This window comes from Arachidicoccus sp. (assembly GCF_050436765.1).
Lineage (GTDB): Bacteria > Bacteroidota > Bacteroidia > Chitinophagales > Chitinophagaceae > Arachidicoccus.
Map to the genome: position 1 here is coordinate 1 of NZ_JBNQGD010000212.1, position 21,020 is coordinate 21,020.

The window sequence follows — 21,020 nt, forward strand, 5'->3', positions numbered from 1 at the left end:
GCTATGACGAGCTATTGCAGCTTTGCCATAGACTGGCTTAAAGATTCATTTTGAATTCAGTTGACGTCTAACAGATAACAATCTAAAAATTCTCTGTAAATCATGCAAGAAAATCGTAATCCATGGACAATCATTTCATCCAAAGAAGCATATGAAAACCCATGGATACAATTGACCGAGTATAGTGTGATCAACCCTTCCGGCGGAAAAGGTATTTATGGAAAAGTTCATTTTAAAAACCGCGCCTTAGGTATTGTCGCCATGGACGAAGAAAAAAATATATACCTCGTGGGCCAGTATCGTTTTCCAACAGAAAATTATAGTTGGGAATTACCCGAGGGTGGCGGCTCCTTTAACGAAAGTGCATTGGAAGGCGCACAGCGTGAGCTCTTGGAAGAAACAGGCCTGGTCGCAAAACATTGGAAAGAGTTGATGCGGATGCATTTGTCTAACTCTGTAACGGATGAACAGGCCACTGTTTACCTGGCTACAGGGCTTACCCAACATGCAGCCGAACCCGAAGAAACGGAAGACTTACAAACGATAAAGTTGCCTTTTGCGGAAGTCTTTGAGAAGGTGATGAGCGGCGAAATCACTGACGCCATCACCGTTGCTGCGATTCTAAAATTGAAAGTAATGAACTATTAATCTCCCATTGATCAGGGTAATATTTCAAGTCCCAAAAGTAATACAACCGTATACTGAGGTTGGCTTCTTTATTTGTGGCTTCCATTAGGGGGCGTTTCATTCTACCTTTTGAGTTCTTTTGTGATAGATTTGGTCTCCCATATTTTATCCGGCTTCAATCCCTTTATTAATGTTGAACCCAAATTTTGCATTAAAGCTATCTGGTAAGCATTAATGGCAGTTTTGTGTTTTCAATGAATGAGAAACGGCTACGATACCTTTGCCTTCCTTCGAGCGGTATCGACATTTTAAGTACTACGTTTTGCACCCAACTTCCCACTGCAAAAGCAGTTGGACCCGGAGTGTGGTTGATATAGGACTGGACCGCTTTTGCAGCATTAAAATGGGAAATATCCTGATTGTATGCTAATACCAAATTTGGGATTAAGCAGGTAAGGGCCACTATGTATGTGCAGTACGTACCATCAGAGTAAAGGAGTTGCCAGCCATGGCTTTCTAAGGCTATCATTCGATCTTATTTGTTTACTTTTGAGGTATGGAAACAAATTTTGAAATAGCAAAAGGCATACATCCCGGTTTAATCCTGGAAAGGGAGCTTCGGAAACGGAATATTCCCCAAGGACAGTTTGCGTTATCCATTCAAGAGTACCCCCAAACCATAAGCGCCATTATCAAAGGGAAGAGAAGTATGAATGTTCCGCTGGCGATGCGCATCGAAGATGCGTTGGAAATGAAAGAAGGCTTCCTGATGACATTCCAGGTATTTTACGATATAAAGGAAGAAAAGAAGAAGTTATCAAAGAAGAACCATCCCGCATTATCAAAGTTCAGACCGGCCCTATTTTGGAACACAAAAATAGAAAGCATTGATTGGAACAAGCAGATGAAGCCCGTTATCAAAAGAGTATTTGAACGGGGTAATTTCACGGAAAAAAAAGAGGCAGTTAATTTTTACGGGCGTGATGCCATAAAAAAAATACTTATTGCTGAAAAACTTAAATAATGTCGATAGCACTACATTGGAATACGGTAACTCCGTTACTACAGTCAGGCTTGAAAAAGCTAATGAGTGAGCCGCTGCTGGACCCGTTCCGGCTGGTGGGCGGAACAGCGCTTAGCTTGCAAATAGGACACCGTGCCCCTGTTGATATAGACCTTTTTACCGATGTAGCATATGGCAGCATTGTATTTTCAGCAGATTGACGATCATTTACGACACACATTTGCTTATGCTAGTCCTGCAAAACTGGCGTTGCCAATCGGTTTTTGAACAGGTTATTTTGTTGGGAGTATACCGGACGATGCTTTCAAACTGGATCTGTATTATACTGACTCATTCATATTTCCTTTTATTGAAATAGAAGGCGTCAGGCTGGCAACGAAAGAAGAAATTGCAGCAATGAAAATAGAGGTAGTGCAGCACGGCGGCAGGAAGAAGGATTTTTGGGATATACACGCACTATTAGATAACTATACAATAGAACATATGATTGAATTGCACAAAGAAAGGTATCCATATTCACACAACGCTACTCTCATAAAAAACAATTTAAACAATTTTGTATCTGCGGACGACGACTTTGATCCCGTTTGCTTGTGGGGCAAGCATTGGGAGGTTATCAAGCTTGATCTTATTGAAATAATGAACCATTAATAACCTGAGCCGCCATCTTTCTGCTTTTGGAAAAGTCATGACCTTATCTTTCTGTTGCCGGTCTTCTATCCATTTGCGGAAAGCCTTTGCATTATTCCGGTCTATAGAATAATATTTTTCACTGATGTTGTGTCTATCATCAGTAAGACCGTCTATAAGTATAAATAGCAGTAGCCTCTTTGCTTTGTCTGTATCAATAAGCCGCATTTTCCCAGTCGATTTGTAAACGCTTCTATTCCTTGTTTAGCTAAGTATCGTGAGGCTTTCCTACTGAATAAAGCAATATTTTCATTAGCGCTATTTAAAACTGAAAATAACTTCTCACAAAAAAAACAAATTCATCTACTACCGGATAATGAGAAAGCAGTTTGCAGGCTACGATCAAAAAAACAATACCATACAAACTGCCGTATAAATGCGCAGAATGATTGATACGGCCACTTCCACGGCGATCGAGCCAAGCGGTAATAATCAAATAAATAGCACCAAAAATAAAGGAAGGCAATCTTAAAAAGGGAACAAATATTAACCCGATTTCCGAGGTAGGCATCAATAAAATACTGGCGAACACCACAGCAGAAACGGCGCCTGATGCACCCAGACTTTTATAGGCGTAGTTGTCTTTATTTTTAAAATAAGTAGGTAGTAAACAAACCATCAGTGCAGATACATATAAAAGCAAATATAAAATGCGGCCGCTGGTCGGACCGAATATATTATTGAAAGCATCCTCTACATATTCACCGAACGTGTAAAACGCATACATATTAAAAGCCAGGTGCGCAAAATCTGCATGTATTAGACCACAGGAAAAGAAGCGATACCATTGTTTTCTACGACTAATGGCTGGCGGATAAAATATTAAATCATCTATATATTTCTGGTTGGAAAAGGCTACAAAAGAAACCACACAGGTTACGATTACGATCAATAATGTAATGGATACTTGATGCATATTTTTTTATTAATTAAAAGTCTTTTAAGCTGTTTTATTTTGAAATGATACCCTGTCCCCTCATTTGTGTGGGATAGCGAGAACCCGCACAAACAAATTACCATCACCAACCAAGGATAAAAGAACCATATTTATCTTAAAGGCAACGAAATTACAAATTGTAAAATGCCTGCCCAGCTTCGCTTTCCTAAAGAAGCTATAAATTCATGCGGTGCATGTCCAGATTACCAAATAGCCACTCTATGCGTTCACCCCCTCAACAATGATGATATTTCTCACCGCGCAAAATAGTACAGGCACGGTATAACTGTTCGGACAAAATTAATCTTACCAGCATATGCGGGAATACCAACGGGGAAAGACTCCAGGTAAAGTTAGCTCTTTCAAAAACCGACCCTTCAACACCGAAAGCCCCGCCGATTAAAAATACAATAGTTTTAGTACTTTCATTGGCTCTTTGCTGTATAAAATTCGCGAGTTGTGGCGAGGAGAGCTGTTTACCTCTTTCATCCAACAACACTAAAAAGTCATCCGTATTTATTTGCGCTAAGATCAATTTGGCTTCTTGCTTTTTCAACTCCGGTTCATTTAGCGCCCCTGCATTTTTGGGTGGTGGAATGATTTTCCATTCAGTGGGAAAATATTTTTCCAGTCGATTTGTAAACGCTTCTATTCCTTGTTTAGCGTAAGTATCGTGGGGCTTCCCTACTGAATAAAGCAATATTTTCATTAGCGCTATTTAAAATGAATGCATAAGAAGGGGAATCAAAATAAAATTTTTATGAAGCAGGCTAGCTTCGGTTGCCACTGCCTGGCAAACGCTGCCTTTTAAAAACCGCCTTCACCACTCGCGCAGCGAACCGCCTCTTCTCGTCACCAGTCACTCTTTCTATCTATCTTGATACAATCAGTTAATCAGTTATTATCCGACTCCGTCAATTTATCTCTTAGCGGGCCTTTTACTTTTAATAGAGGTGGCATACCAAAATACTTATTAAAAAAGAAATAAGTAAACGTACCGATGCCGATACCAATAACTGTTCCGCCTAGAATATCTCCGGGATAATGTATGCCTACATACACTTGTCCATAACTGATGGTGGCTGCCCAAAACACAAAAAGCCAGGACCATTTTTTGAAATAGGGCTTTAAGCTATAAAAGAAAAACATGCCTACGCTAAAGTGATTAGCCGCGTGAGAGGACGTAAAACTCGGATTGCCGGGGCAATAATCCAATAAAAGCCGCACCTGCAATTTAAGCGTTTCGTTTTGACAAGGTCTTGGTCTATGAAAATAATATTTCATAAAATGACTGCTCATTTGATCACTTAGGGTAACCGTAATGATGACGAAGAGTAACCAGCTCCATGCCTTCCAGCCGAAATTGAGAAACACAAATAACAATAAAAAAAGGTAAAGCGGTAGCCAACAATTTTGGTCGCGCCACCAGGGAATAACCGCATCAAAAAAACTATTATGCCATTGCGTATTTATTTTTAAAAACAACCATGTATCCCATTTATTCAGTGTTTCTAACATCGACAGCGTAATTTTTCTTTTACAATTATTTTTTTCTAAAGAAGATCCTTATAGGCACGCCTTTAAAATTGAAATGAGAGCGCAGCTGATTCTCCAAATAGTTTTTATAAGGTGTTTTTACATCCTCAGGGAAATTGGCAAAAAATGCGAAGGAAGGCACATGCGTCGGTAACTGCATTACATATTTTATCTTGATGGAGTGACCGCGTACAACCGGGGCGTGGTAAGACTCGATAGCCTTCAGCATCACTTCATTCAACTTGCTGGTAGTAATGCGATTCTTTTTATTTTCACAGACTTCCAGAGCTACTTCTATCCCCTTAAAGATCCTGGTCTTTTCTTTGGCGGAAATAAAAATGACGGGGATGTCGTTAAAGGGAGCAATTCGCTTTTTCAATTCATTCTCATAGTCACGCGCGGTATTGGTCGCCTTATCTTCAATTAAATCCCATTTATTTACCAGGATAACCAAACCCTTTCCTTTACGTGCGGCTAAAGAGAATATGCTGATATCCTGCGCGGTAATTCCCTTTTCCGCATCCAGCAACAGCATACAGGTGTCTGCTTCATCCATCGCTTTGATAGCGCGTATTACGGAATAAAACTCTAAATCGTCTTTCTCTTTATTTTTCTTACGAATACCTGCCGTATCAATTAAAACAAATTCTTTTTGGAAAAGATTGTAATGCGTATGAATGGTATCGCGCGTAGTACCGGCGATACTACTGACGATGGTGCGCTCCTGACCAGTTAAAGCATTGAGTAGGGAAGATTTTCCTACATTAGGTTGTCCGATAATAGCTATTTTCGGTAAGACTTCGTCATTTTTCTCCTCGTCTTCCACTATTAAAGCTGTTATCGCATCTAGTAACTCTCCGCTACCGCTGCCACTGATGCTGCTGATAAAATGCACTTGTTCAAATCCTAAAATATAAAATTCTGTTGCCTCCAGATAGCGTGCATTATTATCCACTTTATTGACTGCTACAAAAACCGGTTTGGTTGTACGGCGAAGTAGATTAGCCATAGCATCATCCAGATCCGTAATACCTGTAGCGGCATCGGTCATAAAAATAATAGCATCCGCTTCGTCAATAGCAATCTTTACTTGTTTGCAAATTTCTATTTCAAAAATATCATCTGAATTATTGACGAACCCACCGGTGTCAATCACGTTGAAATACTTTCCACACCATTCTGCAATGCCGTATTGCCTATCACGCGTAACACCACTCACGTCATCCACAATAGCTTTTCTTTCTTCCAACAGTCGGTTGAAAAAAGTGCTTTTGCCTACATTGGGCCTACCCACAATTGCTACTGTAAAACCCATCTTTATTTACGATTTTTAATTTTAAATATTTTCCTTTACCCCACCCTATTCTTATAAGGCATTTATTGCCCGCGGCTATTTAGTCCGACCGTTTACTTTTCAAATAAACGATTTAATTGTACCCGTATTCTTTTAATTGCGCTTCGTTGTCTCTCCATTTCGCCCGCACTTTCACAAACAATTCTAAAAACACTTTTTGCTCCAGGAATTTTTCCATGTCTTGACGCGCCAAAGTTCCTATTTTTTTTATCATTTTCCCGCCTTCTCCTATTAAAATAACTTTTTGCGTTTCGCGCTGCACGATTATATCGGCCTGAATTTTCACCAAAGTATTTTTTTCCTTATAAGAATTGACCAAAACCGCAGAATGATAAGGGATTTCATCACCGAATAGCTGATATATTTTTTCCCGAATTAATTCACCCATAAAAAACTTTACCGGCAAATCGGTTAATTCTTCCTCGCTGTAAAAAGGCAGTCCTTCCGGCAAAAGTTCAATAATAGCACTTAATAGGGTACTGAATATTTTTTGGTTAAGTGCCGAAATACCCAAGGTTTTTTTACAATAAGGCTGTGTTTCAAAATATGCCTTTGCCTTGTCCACCAATTCTTTCTCGGCAATATCGGTTTTGTTCAAAATTACGATACAAGGCACTTTGAGGCGCAGGGAGGTAAACAGCTCATTACACTGCTCCAAATTATCCGTTACATCTACCAACAAAATTCCGACATCTGCATCTTCCAAGGCACTCTTTACGGCACCCATCATTTTCTCATGCAGTTTATATTTAGGCTCTATGATTCCCGGCGTATCGGAGAAAATTATCTGGTACTCATCCGCTTTGGTCAAAAAGCCTTTTATACGATGTCTTGTAGTTTGTACCTTACTGGACACAATAGCCAACTTCTCCCCTAGCAAGCCGTTAAGCAAGGTACTTTTACCCGCGTTGGGCTTACCAAAAATGTTTACAAAGCCGGATTTCATCTTAAAGTTTAAATGTTGAAAGCGTGTAAAGTTAGATAGATTAAAGCGAACCCAAACATAATTATGCTTTAATCTTTATGCTAAAACAACTAAAGCCTTACATTTAGGTAAGGCTTTAGCGAAATTAAAATTAAACAAGAAGCTATTTTAAATATATCAGAGGCGGGCAAAACGTCTTTATCCGCATTTAGAATTTCCACAATCTTTACAGGTCAGACATCCTTCCTGGTATTGCAAATTGGCGCCACCACAGTGGGAGCAAACGACGTGGGACGCTAAAGTATTGTCGGGTACGAAGCGTTTCAACGCGCGGGCTACACCATTTTTCCAGGTATTAATACTATCCTCCTTCAGCTGCAAGCCATTGATAAGATCTACCACTTTTTCGATCGGCATACCATGTCTTAATGTCCCGGAGATGAGTTTGGCATAATTCCAATACTCAGGGTTAAACTTATGGGACAACCCTTCAATAGTGGTTTTGTAGCCCCGCTGGTTTTTGTATTGAAAATCATACCTGGACGTTCCATCTTCCAGCCTTGCCTTGATAATTTTACCTTTTAAGACCCATCTTGGTAATAAAATCCCTTCTTCATCATCGGCAATACCGGTAAATATTTCATAGGGTTTATCATCAATCAAACCAATAAAGGCGATCCACTTTTCTCTGTTATTTTGAAAGCGGACAACTTCTCCCTCTAAGACTTCCGGCCGGCTAGAGGGAAAATGAGTCGTCGTATCCTCCGCCACCTCTTCCTCTTCTTTTTCCTTTTCACCCGCAGCTATCAGTACACCGGAGCGACTTCCGTCCCGGTAAACAGTTACACCCTTACAGCCCGATTTCCATGCCTGCATGTACAATTCACCCACCAGGGATTCATTTACATCGTTAGGCATATTAATGGTAACACTTATACTATGATCCACCCATTTTTGAATAGCTCCCTGTAGTCTTACCTTCGCATTGTAATCTACGTCGTTAGAAGTAGCTTTATAATAGGGAGAAAGTGCTACCAAATTATCCAGTTCTTCTTTTGAATAGTTTTTATCGGTATCATAGCCATTAACGACCATCCATTTTTTAAAATTATGGTGGAATACAATATATTCTTCCCAACAATCCCCTAATTCGTCTACAAAATCTACCCGCACATTTTTATCGTTAGGGTTTACTTTGCGACGACGCTTATATACCGGCAGGAAAACCGGTTCGATACCAGAAGATGTTTGCGACATCAAACTGGTAGTGCCCGTAGGCGCGATCGTTAATATAGCAATATTTCGACGACCATTTTCTGTCATCTCATAATATAACTGCGGGTCTTCTTTTTTTAATCGAAGGATAAACGGATTTTCCAGTTCACGTTCGGTATCGTAAACAAGAAAGGCACCCCTTTGTTTTGCTAATTGAACGGAACCGCGGTAAGCGTTTATCGCCAGTTCTTTGTGTAAGTTTGTAGAGAACTCGATACTCTCTTCACTGCCATACCGTAAACCTAAAGCAGCCAGCATATCTCCTTCAGCAGTGATGCCCAGGCCAGTTCTGCGACCTTGCTGCGCCTTTAGTTTGATATTCAACCATAAGTTTTGTTCAATTGATTTCACCTCATCAGTTTCCGGATCTTGTGCAATCTTTTCCAAAATATGATCTATTTTTTCCAGCTCAAGGTCAATGATATCATCCATCAACCTTTGCGCGATCATCACATGTTTTTGGAATAATTCCTTATTAAAAGACGCTTCTTTCGTAAAGGGGCTCTCCACATAGGAAAATAAATTGATTGCCAACAACCTGCAGGAATCATAAGCACATAAAGGTATTTCACCACAAGGATTGGTGGATAAAGTCCTGAAACCAAAATCAGTATAACAATCGGGAACGGATTCCTTCATGATGGTATCCCAAAAAAGGATGCCTGGTTCGGCACTCTGCCATGCATTGTGGACGATTTTTTTCCATAGGGCAACCGCATCTATTTCTTTTTTGTAAACCGGATTAGCGGAGTCAACGGGATATTGTTGCACGAATTTTTCACCTTTTTCAACAGCCTGCATAAAATCATCTGTTATACGAACCGATACATTGGCGCCTGTCACTTTTCCTTGTTCTGTTTTGGCATCGATGAAAGCTTCCGCGTCGGGGTGTTTAATAGAAACGGATAACATCAACGCGCCTCTTCTGCCATCTTGGGCTACCTCGCGGGTAGAATTGGAATAGCGTTCCATAAAAGGTACGATGCCCGTAGATGTGAGCGCGGAGTTTTTCACTGGGCTCCCTTTGGGGCGAATAAAAGAAAGGTCATGACCTACCCCGCCACGTCGCTTCATAAGCTGCACCTGCTCCTGATCGGTTTTCATAATGGAGCCATAAGAATCTGAATTATTATCGCCACCGATTACAAAGCAGTTGGATAAAGAAGCAATCTGATAAGGGTTACCAATGCCTGTCATAGGACTTCCCTGTGGGATGATATACTTAAAATTTTTAATTAGGTCATAGATTTCTTCTTCTGAAATAGGGTTAGCATAGCGCTGCTCTATACGTGCCAGCTCTGAAGCAATACGCCTATGCATATCATCTGGCGTTTTTTCGTATAAGCGACCATAAGAATCTTTTAAAGCATATTTATTAATCCAAACACGGGCTGCTAAGTCATCCCCGTTAAAATAGGCCAGTGAAGCCTCCAAAGCCTGTTCCTGCGTATAAACAGTCAGGCTTTTTTCCTCTTTTAATTCTTTTGTATTCATTGAATTGCAGTTAAATATGAATATTTATATTTTTAAACTATTAATTTAATATTTAGTCATAGATTCACAAATAATATATTTAATAAACTATTTATCAATTAATTATAAAATACAAATAGATAAATGGTTATTTAATTTAAATACTTATTTTACCAAATATACTGCAAAATGCTGACACGTTGCGCAGTTTTTACCCAGTAAATAGAATATTATTTATACCACAGTGTGGATAACCTTTTCTTAAAGTTCGCAGAACCCTTTATGCTTTAAAAAAGGGGAATTTAAATATCTTTTAGGGGAATTTCGATCCGGATATTTTTTAATAACTGCTCAACTAATATATCTTAAGCCGTATTTTTCTAGACTGCTAAAAATAAAACTTGACGGGTTTTTAGGTCAACCATCATAGAAGATATATTTTGCAAAGTTCAAAAACTATGCGTTCTTTGCAATGGTTATCGAATCAAAACTATTCCATTACAATGAAAAAGATTATTCCATTTCTTGTTTTTTCTTTTTCTTATAGGCATTTACGTGCACAAAAAAATGCGGTTGACGTCACCTTTCTATTAAATAGAATAGAGAAATTACAGGTGGACAATAATGCATTTTTCTTAGTTGGCAGTTACCCATCTTATATAAGTAGCCATCAAAAATATAAAACCAAACACAGAGATATAGACATTTTTTATAATATTGTTATCGATGCCACTTTAAAAAAAATAGCGCCAAAGCTAGACGAGCCACAACAGGTTTTGGTGGATTCGTTACTGGCTCGATCACTTCCTATTTATCATCGGTTTAAAAATAAAGAAAGGGGGAGTTATAATTTTTGGTTGAGGGATTCTCTTTGTCGTTTCCCTATGAGTTGGTGGATTCCGTTGATAAAAAAGAAGGGCAATTTCCTCCCCGACGACCTCGACGATACGGCACTTAAGCAGCTAGCATGGCCCGACGATTCTTTGGAAAAACTACATCGGATAATGCAGCAGTATAGTCATCAACCGGGCAGGAAAATAAAATCGACGGATAAAAAATATAGGAAGTACAATGCTTACTCTACATGGTTTGGCAAGAAATTTCCGGTAATGTTTGACGTGGCTGTATTGACTAATATTTTGACCTATGTGCAGACATATAATTTGCCTTGGACAAAGGTAGATTCTGCTTCTTTGCAACTCATTGTACAATCTATAAAAAATGGAGATTATATAAACAAACCTTTAGATATTTCACCCTATTATGGGAAAACAGCTATTGTATTGTATCGTTTTTCAAGATTGATGCAGGTAAAGAAAATTCCACAACTAGAAGCTTTGAAACCAAACTTGGTTAACGAGGGGAATCTTATATTTAATCATTCAAAAAATATTTTTGAAAAGATTATAGTTGCTAATGCACTACATGGTTTTGGCGAAAACATTACTATTCAAAAGCTTCCAACTCAGGCAGAGCTTCCAAAAATGGTCGAAGAAAATAACTATCCTTTTGTCCTGGGTAATCTCTCTTCCTATTTTCCTGATTTCCTGAAAAAATCATTTTATAAAATGGGTGCATTACTTTATTATTATTACTGCCCCGCCTATAATGATGTTTTGCTGCTGCAATATTTGGTAAATACAGGCGTTGCAAAATAGATGTTCATTTTGGCAAAATAAAAGCGCATTGGGCATGATATAGGGAGATCAAACTCATATTTGAACAACGGGCCGATTTTACAAAGGCTGCATTTTATTTCTCCGCCAAAGATAGTAGACGATCCACCGGAATTATTGATTATGCCAGTGCTGGCCGACATTTGTCACTACTAAAAAGGCAAATTATTCCACCTTTTTGTTACTCTCCAGTTCTTTAATAAAGAGATGCAGGTTTGTAGAAGGATTATCATAAATCTTTAATTGTTTTGCTCGTTCACACGCTTTTTGACAATTTTCTGATAATCTTTTTTCCAACTTGCTATCAATAAACCCCTTGCGATAGTTGCCGTTGCGGTTAATTAATTCTCTAATGCAATCCTCGGTGCGAATGGTAGCAGTTTGTGCTTTATAATGCAGCAAAAACCATAATTCAATTGAGGGATTGGATGCTACTAATTTAGCTGTTTGAATCTTTTTAAGTTTTTCAAGAATTTCCGGCACGTCTGCATCGTACATCAAAAAATCTTTGTCTTTAGGATGCTTGGGTTTACCTTTCTTATACTCTTTGATAAATCGTTCGGTAATTTTGTTTCCAACCGTTCTGGAAATAATTTCTATTGAAACACGATATTTCGTTCTCAAATGTGCAATATACGATTCTTCCGTTTTGCCTTCGCAGAACACCCAGAAATGAGGATTAATCTTTTTCCCTCTCGATGCACTGCGTTTACTTGGCATAAATCAAGTTTTTTAAGGATTCTTCTGTATCGTCAACTATGGGCACTGCATCGAAACGACCTTGCAAATACGCTTTCTCTAAATCCATCGTATCGCGAAAATCGCTGTAATCATATAGCGAATAGACATCTGTGGAACCATCCGTTTTTTTATTAGCAAAGAAAATTTGATCCTTCCTGAATTTCTTTAAATCAAGGAAACGCGTATTGTGTGTGGTGCATATTAATTGAGCTTTTGCCCCAGCTCTGAAAAGGTTGAAAATATACTCAATGATGGCCGGATGAAGACTTTCTTCAATTTCATCAATTAAAAGCACTTTATTATTTTTTATTACATCTAGTATCGTTAGCATAATAAAAAACATTTTAATTGTTCCTTGTGATTCTTCCGTAAAGAAATCGAACATAATATCAGGATTACTCTTATGATATGTTCTTATCTGTAAATGTTCCTGTTCTATATTTTGAACAGAAAGTGTCATATCAGTAAGATTGGCATTTATATTTTTAGTAGGTTTTTTCAATGTCTTGATCCTGACTTCTAAAATGTCGCTGTCCGCAATTTTTAAAGCATCGATTAATTGTTGTTTATTATCATTAGATAACCTTTCTATTGCACCAACACCAAACCCCTGATAGCTTAATATAAACTTTTGAGAAAAATAATTAAAAATCTCTTTCGCAATTTCTCTGTCCATTTGGCTGGCTCTTGATATAAACAACGTTTTTTCGGATGTACTTTCTGCTACATCCATCGGGCGCTTAATTTGCTCTCCGAAAGAATATTTTTCGCTTTTTTTATTTCCAGCTTTCTCATCCCGGGTAAATATTTTAGTTTTTCTTCCATTCGGGTAGTAATATAAGTTTTCTGTGAGTATCTTATGGCGGGTCAAGGAGAAAGAATATTCATATTCTATATCACTACTAATAAATCGAATAAAATAAGTACTCGGTTTGGTAATATAGTCGTCGAATTTGAAAGGCTGAAAATTAAACACAACATCTTGATTGTGTTTATGTGATTCAAATACCATCGCATTACAAAACCTGATTGCTTTTATAATATTACTTTTGCCTGATGCATTAGCTCCATATACGACTATTGTTTTTAGAATGTTAGTTTTATCCTGCTCGAAAATATGGCTGGAAAGTGCCTTTGCATTTGCAGATTTAATAACGGCAGCCCTGAAATCAAGTGTAATTTCATCCTTTATGGAAAAAAAATTACTTATGCGCATTTCTAATACCATTTTAATGTATTAATTTGTAATTATTTTACAAATATAAAGAATAAAATGTATTTTTATTCTTTTAAGCAAGAATATAACGTAAGAATTATTTTGAAATGCCTTCTCCAATATATTGAACAAAGGTTTCAGTTCTCCGCTTCTCATTCGTTATTCAAGTCTTTTAGATATTGTTTATAGATTATTTTGGCAGTTACAATACATCTTGGATCATCGATAAGGATGAGGTCTACATAGACTAATAAATACGGTACTGTTTGAGGTAATTCAACTGGTATATCATTTCAGAGCTTTTGATATATGGCGCAGGCCATTGATTACTTGCTAGGTCATTGGGACTACTTTACTGAGTACACGCGCCATGTAGACGGAACTATAGATAATAATGCCGCTTATCCAAAATTTTGGATAATGCCGCGGAAAGATGCATCCAGCCAATTACGCTAAATAGAAAAAACGCCTTATTCTTCGGATCGGTAAATCGTAGTGCAGGAGCTGCATTAATGTTTTCACTTGTGGAAAATTGCAAATTACATGAAGTGAATGTTTTAGACTGGCTTAAAGATGTACTGTTGCGAATAGCAACACAATCAAAAGATAAACTGATCGAATTATTACCGCATAATTGGAAACCGCCACAACGGAAACCAATTATTTAAGTAAAATGAGCAAAATAATTTAAATAATTGACTCATAAAATGCTATATTTTTGAGCCGACTAAATTAGATAAATGGTCTGTCGTCAGATGCAAAAATATTTTGGCTTGGGGGTCATCTGAAAAAGTAAATAATGCTTCCAAATTATCTTGGATGGACTGCACTTACATCAAAAAATTTCCACAAACGACTAATCAATTTGGTTATTAAATTTATGAATTGGTGACAAGAAATTAAAAAGTATAAAGGTATATAACGAATGAATGAGTTGCTGCTGGCGTTTCAAAAGATAAAAGGCCTGGCTATTGCTTTTAAAAAGGAATTATTATCAGAATAGGTGCGAAAAAAAATGTCCTTCAACAAAAAAGTTTAAATTTATTTTCCATGCCTACCGTAAATTCTGAAGAAATATGGAACGCAATTTTCTGAATCAAGAGCTTATGTATCTATAGACTTATACAGAGAACTTGAAGAACAGTTTATTGGGTGGATAACAATCCCGTAAAATCTGACAATGAAAATGTGCCTGTGACTATCTATAAAAAAGATAAATCCGTATTAATATCGCTGGCAAGCTGGGCAAAAACCGACGTAAACATTCACCTGAAAATCGATTGAAAGGCGCTTGGTATCAACGCTTCAACTACAACAATTGTTGCGCCGGCAATTGATAATTTTCAGCCTTCGAGAACGTTTAAACTGATGAAGAGATTCCGTTTGAAAAGAATAAAGGCTGGTTGCCGGAGGTAAAATAAAGAGTGTAACGAATAATTTATATTCTTACATTTACAGATTAACTTTAAGCAAAATGAAAATAAATTTTAAATCATATTTCTTCTTTATTGTTGTATTTGTAGTTTGTTTTTTATCATGCGGTAAAAATCCTATTGATACACCGAGCAACAATAATCAGATACAACAAGGAGATTCGACAATTGAAATTAATGCCATATATCCAAATATAAGTCCTGCTATAATAGGTGAATATATTCCTCCGAATTATGTTCTTTATATAAGGGATAATGCGGTAATTGATGCAGCAATAAATCTAGTGGTGGCGTTTTATGTTCATAATGACGGTGAGAAAGATATTTCTGCAACAATTCCTGCCGGTTACAAACAGCTTCAATTGATGAATGGGAATAATTATATTAACAGTTTTACTTATTATACAACTTCGAAAGATTCGTTGGGAAATACATTTAATACAACAGTTATCAATTCCACTTGGGTTGTTGATTCCATCAAAATAAAATCAGTCATTTGTTCAAATAAAAAATATGGTTTTAAAGTATTGGACAAAACTGATTGGACTTCTTATTATACACCACATGATTCTGTCACTTCAATAAATTTTATTGCGAATACAGATACTATCAGTTATTCCGATTATAACTTTAACTTAACCGGCAACACTTACAGAAGCGGAACTTATGCTTTTTATTTTCCTAATCCGCCTCTTGTTTCAATGTTTTCAGGATCGGCTACGTACCCGCTGCAAAAAGGAATGACAATAGATATTCCATTGATGGTGTATGCAAAAACAATTTCCTTTGGTAACGGCAGTTCTTATGTATATTACGGTAGTCAGCCTGACGGTGCTCAGGCTTATACAAATTACTCTACGGTAAAAATGAATATAACAAATGTCACCGATAAATTATTTGATGCTGATTTTTCTGGAAAAATTTATTCCTCCCGGCAACACGATACACTGTATCTTACAAAAGGAACAATTAAAAATGCTCCGCTGCCCACACAACAATGATATAAATTACCGCCGTTTTCTGAATGATAATGAAAATGAAATTCCCGAGCCTAAAATTTTCAAAAACTTATTGGATGTGGAATTTAATAAGCAAGTCAAATCAAAAGAATTAAACCAAACTTTTATTCAGTATTTTCAAAATATTATTGACAAGTCCAAGGATGGGATCCGTGTACATCCAAAGACGGGCAAACCTCTGCATCCAAATAATATAGAAACTTATGTTACAACCATTAAACATCTGCAAAATTATGAGAACACATTGAGGCGACCTCTGAAGTTTGACGATATTGTGTGCAGAAAAAGGCCGCGAGCAAATTGAATTGTTGAATATGCAAAAGGACGGCATTATGGTTGCCGAATATTGGACTAAATTATTGCCAAAAAAGAATTGGAGCAGAAACTACGTGGCCCTTTAAGTGAAGCAAAAGAAAGATTGGCGATTAGAAAAAAGATATCCAAATAAGAGGAATTATCTATATAGAATTTTGGGGTTACTAAAGAATCGTTGTTTGTGTCTTATATTACTAGAATATTCTAGCATATCAATATTAACCCATTTGATTACCTTTAATATCAAGGTTATTATTCGTTATTTAAGTAAATGCATTTTAATTCTTTCCACATCAGTCAAATGGTATCGTTAAGTAACAATACCGCGCCGGACAGCGTCTGGCGCGAATAGGTCAAAATACAAACAACGATGCAAGAGGGCGTACAGCAAAATCTTGCAGCGATTCATTATTTTTTGCTCATAATTGCATACATACATGTAGTAATAAAATTGCGGATATAGGGAATATCACCAATCAAAGGAATTTTCTTGCGTGGTTTCAATTTAAACTTGGTTTCATAATTCGGATTGATAAAATAATATGTTTTTTTGTCAAACTTATAGCCGGCTGCTTTTATGATTCTCTGGAAACGCTCGATACTGATACCCGTTTGCTTAATCTCCGCCATGACTTCAATTCTATCTTTTTTTTCCCCAAATTTTTTCAACAAATATTTGTACATCCCCATAGGAAGCAAATGCATATAAACTGCCCTACGTGTCCATTTATTTTCTCCTATTTGTTGATGTCCTCCAAACGGCATTTGCCAAGGCGGAAAGCCGAAAAATATGATGCCGTCTTTTTTTACAAACTGTTTGATAAATACAAGGAATTTTTCTTGGTCGGGAATATGCTCGATCACGTCTCGCATCATGATTATATCAAACTCGCCCAACTCTTTATTGGAAGTATCATACATATTCTTGTAAATAAACTGAGGCGTAGTAATATTTTTCATTTCGCCGAAAAATTCATTGGCAAGGTTAATCCTAGTTTTATCCAAATCCACACCTGTACATTGCAAATGCCTTTTCGCGAACGGTTTAAGGTTGCCTGCCTCCCCACAACCTATTTCAAGGATTCGCATATCTTTATGGATTTTCTTAACGCTTTCTATATAAGGTATTACAAATTTTTCTGTTGTACGTGCTTGCTCTTCAAAGTATAATCTTCTGTTAGTATATCTTTCTTGCATGTTTTATTAATTATTTGGTTATTTAGAGCTCGTTTAAATTTTATTTAATAAAAGTTTTATAACGGATAGTTTGACCATTTCATCAGAAGATTCCATTAGTAATTCATAATCCAAAAATATCCATTTGAGATTTTGAGGGTTTTATAATCCCAATAATTTCCAATGGACACCATCAAGCTCTTTTTTGTTGATGCTATTTACTGTAGTGGCTTTCAGGCGCATTAATTATCTAAAAAAGCCGTATTTTTATATCCATTAATGTTTGAGTTTATGGAACTGCAATTTATAGATGAGCAGATCACCTCCTTTGGCAGATTGGCTATACTGAAGAAGACCTTAGACTCTCTACAATTTGAACAATTGTTGAACAGCCTGCCTTTACCACATTATTTTCTATAATTTGCCATTGTGAATCACTAACGTCTATCGGGTACATTTTTTATGTCTAATACCACAAAGAGATCCCCCTTCATATCAATACTAGTGCGTTTTAAACAGGCTCTAAATCTTCATCATAAATACTCAAATTATAATGATGAAAAGAATATCTAAGCTAAAACACTTCAACGGGCATATACCCTTACATAAAACATAAAAACTTATGCGGCATAATCATTATTTTTACCAACTCTCATAAAAAAATATTTTATCAACAACCAATATTTTTGGTGAAGATTCTGTTTTCTTTGGAAGTGAGCATTTATCGCAGCGAAAAACATTTTTGCCTTGTAAGGGTATTTGTCGATTTAAGTGTTATTATAAAGAAAGGTGGTAATTTAAATTTGAATTATAATTGAAGGGACAAAGTCGACAAAGTCAAATAAAAATTTTTGAGGAGCTTTTTCATTCCTATTATGAAAGGCTTGTCAGGTATGCTTTTACCATTATAAAAGATGAAACGAATGCCGCCGATATTGCTCAATCTGTTTTTGTAAAAGTGTGGGATAAAAGAGAGGACTTGAATATTTCCGATGCTTTTGAAAATTACTTGTATCGGGCGACTTACAATTTATGCTTGAATGAGATTCGAAATACAAAGAGCAAATCACGGCACAAAGAGCAAACTGCTAAACACCCACGAAGTACTGATAACGCCAATCATAAGGTAACTGAGCGAGAACTTGCAGATCGAATTGACAAAATTATGAAGGAGTTGCCTCCTCAGTGCAAACTGATTTTTCAAAAAAGTAGAATGGAAGGAAAGAAATATGCAGAGATCGCAGCAGAATTAGATATTTCCGTCAAGACGGTCGAAACGCAGATAGGACGTGCTTTAACCAGGTTCCGAAAGGGGCTAAAAGATTATTTAATTATTTTAATTATTATAATAATGCTGTTCAACAATATTTAAAATTTTTGTTCTGCATAAGAGAATAAAAGTTTTACGGCAAAACAATGAGTAAATTAGGAATAAATATTGACTTAATCGGAAAATATCTTGCAGGCGAAGCAAGTCCGGAAGAAGCTATGGCTATTGATCATTGGCGAATCGGAAGTGCTGATGCTTTAAAGACGTTTGATGAAATCGCTGCCGTTTGGTACAAGATTAATAATGAACCAGTTTATTCTTCGATTGAATCATCAATTGCATGGGAAGAATTCGGGCAAAAAATTATTATCTTAAAAAAAACAACGAAAACGAGAAAATTGTTTTACAGATTTTCTATTGCCGCTTCCATTTTTTTAATTGCCGCGATGACCGTAACGACTTTGTTCATCAATCATAAAAAACACCGCAATATAATTTCCGATAATGGAGAAAATATCGTTGTCACCAAAGATTCTTCTTTATTGAGGCTTCCAGATAATTCAACTGTAACATTAAAGCGAGGAAGTTCATTTAAATATAAAAAATCTACCTTCAGTTCAAAGCGGGATGTGATCCTTCAAGGGGATGCAGCCTTTAATGTAACGCATATTAAGGGCGTTCCATTTACAGTTACCACAAATGAAGTAGGTATAAAAGTAGTAGGAACGATTTTTAATGTTAGTAACTATGATGGCAAAGTTGCTGTATTGGTAAAAAGAGGAGTTGTATTAGTTTATCATCAAAAAGATACGTTGGTTGTAAAGGTAGGAAGTTCGGTTTTGTTTGACAAACAAACTGACAAATTGGTGTTTTTAAAACATAACACTTCGACAAATAGGGCAACATTGATTTTTAATGATGCTCCTATGAGCGAAGTGAAAAAGGAATTGGAGACTGCCTATCAAATAAATATTGTTTTTAATAATAGTTTACTGAACCAATGTCGCCTATCCACACGGTTTCACAACGAATCTTTAAAAAATGTACTTGATATAATTGCAGCATCTTTGGATATTCAATACAAGCAGGAAAATAACACAATATATTTTTACGGACATGCGTGTAACTAATTTTACGATTTCTTTATTTCTTTTTTGTTTATTGCCCTTTTTAAGTTTCTCGCAACAGAAAGATTTTCATTCCTTAATAAAAATATCTACAGACCAAATTCGTCTGGACTCATTGTCCGATAAGGTTTTTAGACAAACACATTATATATTTTCATTCGATTCAAAAAAGATAAGTCCGAATACAAAAGTTTCTGTTTCAAAAAAGGAAACGACTTTAAACGATTTGTTGTATTCCATATCGCAACAATTAAATATTCACTATGCAACAAAAGATCATTATATCATTTTGCGTCACATTGCTAATAATATAAAAAAGAAAAATACCCCAAATCGATCTTTAGTTATTTTAAAAATTCCCAGCAAAAGAATAAAAATTGATTCCGCAGCAAAAAATTATTCAAAAATAAATTCTCTCAAAGACGAGGGATTAATTACCATTTTACCGGAACCGAATAAGAACGAATACATTCATCAACTAATTGCATCAATATTGTTTGATTCACTTGAGATGCACAAAAAAATATTCCCGTCAATGATTCTTTCAAACCCTTTAAATGAAAAAGAAGATGCTTTTTCTATAAGGAGATCTAAGATTATAGCGAGAAAAGAAGCATTTTCGCATATAAATTATAATACAACAAATATTTTATCTCCGTATATATCCATCGGCATTTCAGGAGGCGAGACAATGTATCTGAACGCCAATATTAATGCTGGCTTTCGTTTGTTATTCGGAACAATTGATTGGTCAACTAATTTTAAAAAATCGACGTTTTTGTATGGAATTGGTACTTCGTTTCCATTATGGAAAAATTGGTTTATACAGTTATCGGCTTTAAGTGGTGGCAGAGTTTCCAATAATTATCAATTAGATTTATATCGCAATTCTGATTCTACCAAAAGCAGGTTGCTTGCCAAAGCATTTCTTTCACGAATAAATTTGACAATGAAGAAAAAAATTAATTCTAATATTCAATTAGAATTCGGTCCGGTAGTAAATTTTATGAATACTAAATATTACTTTAACGATTCCCTTAGAGCCATCAAGCCATTGTTCCCAAACAATCAAAATCCGGATGAAACTTATTACGGAATTAAATCTCCTTATACTCTGACAAATAATTTCAACTCCAATTCGCTTGTTAATAAAAAAATGTGGATCGGATTTAAAATAGGATTGGTATATACTTTTAAGTAATGTCC

23 protein-coding genes are annotated in these 21,020 nt (G+C 36.3%); 12 read left to right on the forward strand and 11 right to left on the reverse strand.

The features are described from left to right. The first annotated feature begins 102 nt into the window (after positions 1-102). A complete protein-coding gene (locus tag ACQR30_RS09265) occupies positions 103-648 on the forward strand; it encodes an NUDIX domain-containing protein (protein WP_429734306.1) in 546 nt (181 codons plus the stop codon). 196 nt (positions 649-844) lie between these two features. Here the strand turns inward: ACQR30_RS09265 and ACQR30_RS09270 are convergent, their stop codons facing one another. Beyond that, positions 845-1,156, reverse strand: coding sequence for a hypothetical protein (locus ACQR30_RS09270; RefSeq protein ID WP_429734308.1), 312 nt, complete (start codon positions 1,154-1,156; stop codon positions 845-847). Positions 1,157-1,183: 27 nt separating this feature from the next. On the opposite strand from ACQR30_RS09270, the gene ACQR30_RS09275 reads away from it, so the two are divergent. From ACQR30_RS09275 to ACQR30_RS09285, 3 genes are all read left to right on the forward strand, one after another. Then, positions 1,184-1,651: a helix-turn-helix transcriptional regulator gene (locus tag ACQR30_RS09275; protein ID WP_429734310.1), complete on the forward strand. Its 468-nt coding sequence runs from the start codon at positions 1,184-1,186 to the stop codon at positions 1,649-1,651. Continuing rightward, positions 1,651-1,851 carry a nucleotidyl transferase AbiEii/AbiGii toxin family protein gene (locus ACQR30_RS09280; RefSeq protein ID WP_429734312.1) on the forward strand — a complete coding sequence of 67 codons (201 nt, stop codon included), beginning with the start codon at positions 1,651-1,653 and terminating at the stop codon, positions 1,849-1,851. Before ACQR30_RS09275 ends, ACQR30_RS09280 begins: the two co-directional genes overlap by 1 nt. Positions 1,852-1,960: 109 nt before the next feature. Further along, on the forward strand, positions 1,961-2,302 hold the full coding sequence (locus ACQR30_RS09285) for a nucleotidyl transferase AbiEii/AbiGii toxin family protein (protein ID WP_429734360.1): 342 nt from the start codon (positions 1,961-1,963) through the stop codon (positions 2,300-2,302). A gap of 301 nt (positions 2,303-2,603) precedes the next feature. Here ACQR30_RS09285 and ACQR30_RS09290 read toward each other — a convergent pair whose 3' ends face one another. The 6 genes from ACQR30_RS09290 to ACQR30_RS09315 all read right to left on the reverse strand — a co-directional run bounded on the left by ACQR30_RS09290 (position 2,604) and on the right by ACQR30_RS09315 (position 9,862). Then, positions 2,604-3,257 carry a rhomboid family intramembrane serine protease gene (locus ACQR30_RS09290; protein ID WP_429734314.1) on the reverse strand — a complete coding sequence of 218 codons (654 nt, stop codon included), beginning with the start codon at positions 3,255-3,257 and terminating at the stop codon, positions 2,604-2,606. Positions 3,258-3,513: 256 nt separating this feature from the next. Next, positions 3,514-3,987 carry a 23S rRNA (pseudouridine(1915)-N(3))-methyltransferase RlmH gene (locus ACQR30_RS09295; RefSeq protein ID WP_429734316.1) on the reverse strand — a complete coding sequence of 158 codons (474 nt, stop codon included), beginning with the start codon at positions 3,985-3,987 and terminating at the stop codon, positions 3,514-3,516. 185 nt (positions 3,988-4,172) lie between these two features. Then, positions 4,173-4,796, reverse strand: a complete 624-nt coding sequence (locus tag ACQR30_RS09300; RefSeq protein WP_429734318.1) for a phosphatase PAP2 family protein — start codon at positions 4,794-4,796, stop codon at positions 4,173-4,175. Positions 4,797-4,821: 25 nt separating this feature from the next. After that, on the reverse strand, positions 4,822-6,129 hold the full coding sequence (der, locus tag ACQR30_RS09305; protein ID WP_429734320.1) for a ribosome biogenesis GTPase Der: 1,308 nt from the start codon (positions 6,127-6,129) through the stop codon (positions 4,822-4,824). A 112-nt stretch (positions 6,130-6,241) separates the two neighbouring features. Then, positions 6,242-7,114, reverse strand: a complete 873-nt coding sequence (gene era, locus ACQR30_RS09310) for a GTPase Era (RefSeq protein ID WP_429734322.1) — start codon at positions 7,112-7,114, stop codon at positions 6,242-6,244. Between the two features lie 177 nt (positions 7,115-7,291). Further along, complete coding sequence (locus ACQR30_RS09315; RefSeq protein WP_429734324.1) at positions 7,292-9,862, reverse strand: adenosylcobalamin-dependent ribonucleoside-diphosphate reductase; 2,571 nt, start codon at positions 9,860-9,862, stop codon at positions 7,292-7,294. A gap of 482 nt (positions 9,863-10,344) precedes the next feature. Here ACQR30_RS09315 and ACQR30_RS09320 point away from each other — a divergent pair, with 482 nt between their 5' ends. Beyond that, on the forward strand, positions 10,345-11,499 hold the full coding sequence (locus ACQR30_RS09320; RefSeq protein ID WP_429734326.1) for a hypothetical protein: 1,155 nt from the start codon (positions 10,345-10,347) through the stop codon (positions 11,497-11,499). A gap of 183 nt (positions 11,500-11,682) precedes the next feature. Here the strand turns inward: ACQR30_RS09320 and ACQR30_RS09325 are convergent, their stop codons facing one another. The 3 genes from ACQR30_RS09325 to ACQR30_RS09335 form a co-directional block, all read right to left on the reverse strand. Beyond that, on the reverse strand, positions 11,683-12,237 hold the full coding sequence (locus ACQR30_RS09325) for an RloB family protein (protein ID WP_429734328.1): 555 nt from the start codon (positions 12,235-12,237) through the stop codon (positions 11,683-11,685). Further along, the gene (locus ACQR30_RS09330; RefSeq protein ID WP_429734330.1) at positions 12,227-13,474 is read right to left on the reverse strand and encodes an AAA family ATPase; all 1,248 of its coding nucleotides are present in this window, start codon (positions 13,472-13,474) and stop codon (positions 12,227-12,229) included. The genes ACQR30_RS09325 and ACQR30_RS09330 overlap by 11 nt, the downstream gene beginning before the upstream one ends. Before the next feature lie 152 nt (positions 13,475-13,626). Further along, positions 13,627-13,761: a type IV toxin-antitoxin system AbiEi family antitoxin gene (locus tag ACQR30_RS09335; protein WP_429734362.1), complete on the reverse strand. Its 135-nt coding sequence runs from the start codon at positions 13,759-13,761 to the stop codon at positions 13,627-13,629. Between the two features lie 225 nt (positions 13,762-13,986). Here ACQR30_RS09335 and ACQR30_RS09340 point away from each other — a divergent pair, with 225 nt between their 5' ends. The 3 genes from ACQR30_RS09340 to ACQR30_RS09350 all read left to right on the forward strand — a co-directional run bounded on the left by ACQR30_RS09340 (position 13,987) and on the right by ACQR30_RS09350 (position 15,908). After that, positions 13,987-14,142: a transposase domain-containing protein gene (locus ACQR30_RS09340; RefSeq protein ID WP_429734364.1), complete on the forward strand. Its 156-nt coding sequence runs from the start codon at positions 13,987-13,989 to the stop codon at positions 14,140-14,142. Between the two features lie 484 nt (positions 14,143-14,626). Then, positions 14,627-14,758, forward strand: coding sequence for a glycoside hydrolase domain-containing protein (locus tag ACQR30_RS09345; protein ID WP_429734332.1), 132 nt, complete (start codon positions 14,627-14,629; stop codon positions 14,756-14,758). Between the two features lie 190 nt (positions 14,759-14,948). Then, entirely contained in the window at positions 14,949-15,908 is a 960-nt protein-coding gene (locus tag ACQR30_RS09350) for a hypothetical protein (RefSeq protein ID WP_429734334.1), read from the forward strand. Between the two features lie 741 nt (positions 15,909-16,649). On the opposite strand, the gene ACQR30_RS09355 is transcribed toward ACQR30_RS09350, so the two are convergent. Then, positions 16,650-17,438: a class I SAM-dependent methyltransferase gene (locus tag ACQR30_RS09355; protein WP_429734336.1), complete on the reverse strand. Its 789-nt coding sequence runs from the start codon at positions 17,436-17,438 to the stop codon at positions 16,650-16,652. Between the two features lie 270 nt (positions 17,439-17,708). On the opposite strand from ACQR30_RS09355, the gene ACQR30_RS09360 reads away from it, so the two are divergent. The 4 genes from ACQR30_RS09360 (at position 17,709) to ACQR30_RS09375 (ending at position 21,015) form a co-directional block, all read left to right on the forward strand. Continuing rightward, positions 17,709-17,837 carry a hypothetical protein gene (locus ACQR30_RS09360; RefSeq protein ID WP_429734338.1) on the forward strand — a complete coding sequence of 43 codons (129 nt, stop codon included), beginning with the start codon at positions 17,709-17,711 and terminating at the stop codon, positions 17,835-17,837. A 394-nt stretch (positions 17,838-18,231) separates the two neighbouring features. Then, the gene (locus ACQR30_RS09365) at positions 18,232-18,789 is read left to right on the forward strand and encodes an RNA polymerase sigma-70 factor (protein WP_429734340.1); all 558 of its coding nucleotides are present in this window, start codon (positions 18,232-18,234) and stop codon (positions 18,787-18,789) included. A gap of 44 nt (positions 18,790-18,833) precedes the next feature. Continuing rightward, positions 18,834-19,817, forward strand: coding sequence for a FecR family protein (locus tag ACQR30_RS09370; protein WP_429734342.1), 984 nt, complete (start codon positions 18,834-18,836; stop codon positions 19,815-19,817). Next, complete coding sequence (locus ACQR30_RS09375; RefSeq protein ID WP_429734344.1) at positions 19,804-21,015, forward strand: hypothetical protein; 1,212 nt, start codon at positions 19,804-19,806, stop codon at positions 21,013-21,015. Before ACQR30_RS09370 ends, ACQR30_RS09375 begins: the two co-directional genes overlap by 14 nt. Positions 21,016-21,020 lie beyond the last annotated feature (5 nt).

What these genes read in the sequence shown, in the direction of transcription:
- ACQR30_RS09265 (WP_429734306.1), top strand. Translation starts at nt 103, where the DNA reads ATGCAAGAAAATCGTAATCCATGGACAATCATTTCATCCAAAGAAGCA.
- ACQR30_RS09270 (WP_429734308.1), bottom strand. Translation starts at nt 1,156, where the DNA reads ATGATAGCCTTAGAAAGCCATGGCTGGCAACTCCTTTACTCTGATGGT.
- der (WP_429734320.1), bottom strand. Translation starts at nt 6,129, where the DNA reads ATGGGTTTTACAGTAGCAATTGTGGGTAGGCCCAATGTAGGCAAAAGC.
- ACQR30_RS09330 (WP_429734330.1), bottom strand. Translation starts at nt 13,474, where the DNA reads ATGCGCATAAGTAATTTTTTTTCCATAAAGGATGAAATTACACTTGAT.
- ACQR30_RS09350 (WP_429734334.1), top strand. Translation starts at nt 14,949, where the DNA reads ATGAAAATAAATTTTAAATCATATTTCTTCTTTATTGTTGTATTTGTA.
- ACQR30_RS09300 (WP_429734318.1), bottom strand. Translation starts at nt 4,796, where the DNA reads ATGTTAGAAACACTGAATAAATGGGATACATGGTTGTTTTTAAAAATA.
- ACQR30_RS09290 (WP_429734314.1), bottom strand. Translation starts at nt 3,257, where the DNA reads ATGCATCAAGTATCCATTACATTATTGATCGTAATCGTAACCTGTGTG.
- ACQR30_RS09355 (WP_429734336.1), bottom strand. Translation starts at nt 17,438, where the DNA reads ATGCAAGAAAGATATACTAACAGAAGATTATACTTTGAAGAGCAAGCA.
- era (WP_429734322.1), bottom strand. Translation starts at nt 7,114, where the DNA reads ATGAAATCCGGCTTTGTAAACATTTTTGGTAAGCCCAACGCGGGTAAA.
- ACQR30_RS09315 (WP_429734324.1), bottom strand. Translation starts at nt 9,862, where the DNA reads ATGAATACAAAAGAATTAAAAGAGGAAAAAAGCCTGACTGTTTATACG.
- ACQR30_RS09325 (WP_429734328.1), bottom strand. Translation starts at nt 12,237, where the DNA reads ATGCCAAGTAAACGCAGTGCATCGAGAGGGAAAAAGATTAATCCTCAT.
- ACQR30_RS09280 (WP_429734312.1), top strand. Translation starts at nt 1,651, where the DNA reads ATGTCGATAGCACTACATTGGAATACGGTAACTCCGTTACTACAGTCA.
- ACQR30_RS09340 (WP_429734364.1), top strand. Translation starts at nt 13,987, where the DNA reads ATGTTTTCACTTGTGGAAAATTGCAAATTACATGAAGTGAATGTTTTA.
- ACQR30_RS09320 (WP_429734326.1), top strand. Translation starts at nt 10,345, where the DNA reads ATGAAAAAGATTATTCCATTTCTTGTTTTTTCTTTTTCTTATAGGCAT.
- ACQR30_RS09375 (WP_429734344.1), top strand. Translation starts at nt 19,804, where the DNA reads ATGCGTGTAACTAATTTTACGATTTCTTTATTTCTTTTTTGTTTATTG.
- ACQR30_RS09275 (WP_429734310.1), top strand. Translation starts at nt 1,184, where the DNA reads ATGGAAACAAATTTTGAAATAGCAAAAGGCATACATCCCGGTTTAATC.
- ACQR30_RS09295 (WP_429734316.1), bottom strand. Translation starts at nt 3,987, where the DNA reads ATGAAAATATTGCTTTATTCAGTAGGGAAGCCCCACGATACTTACGCT.
- ACQR30_RS09360 (WP_429734338.1), top strand. Translation starts at nt 17,709, where the DNA reads ATGGAACTGCAATTTATAGATGAGCAGATCACCTCCTTTGGCAGATTG.
- ACQR30_RS09370 (WP_429734342.1), top strand. Translation starts at nt 18,834, where the DNA reads ATGAGTAAATTAGGAATAAATATTGACTTAATCGGAAAATATCTTGCA.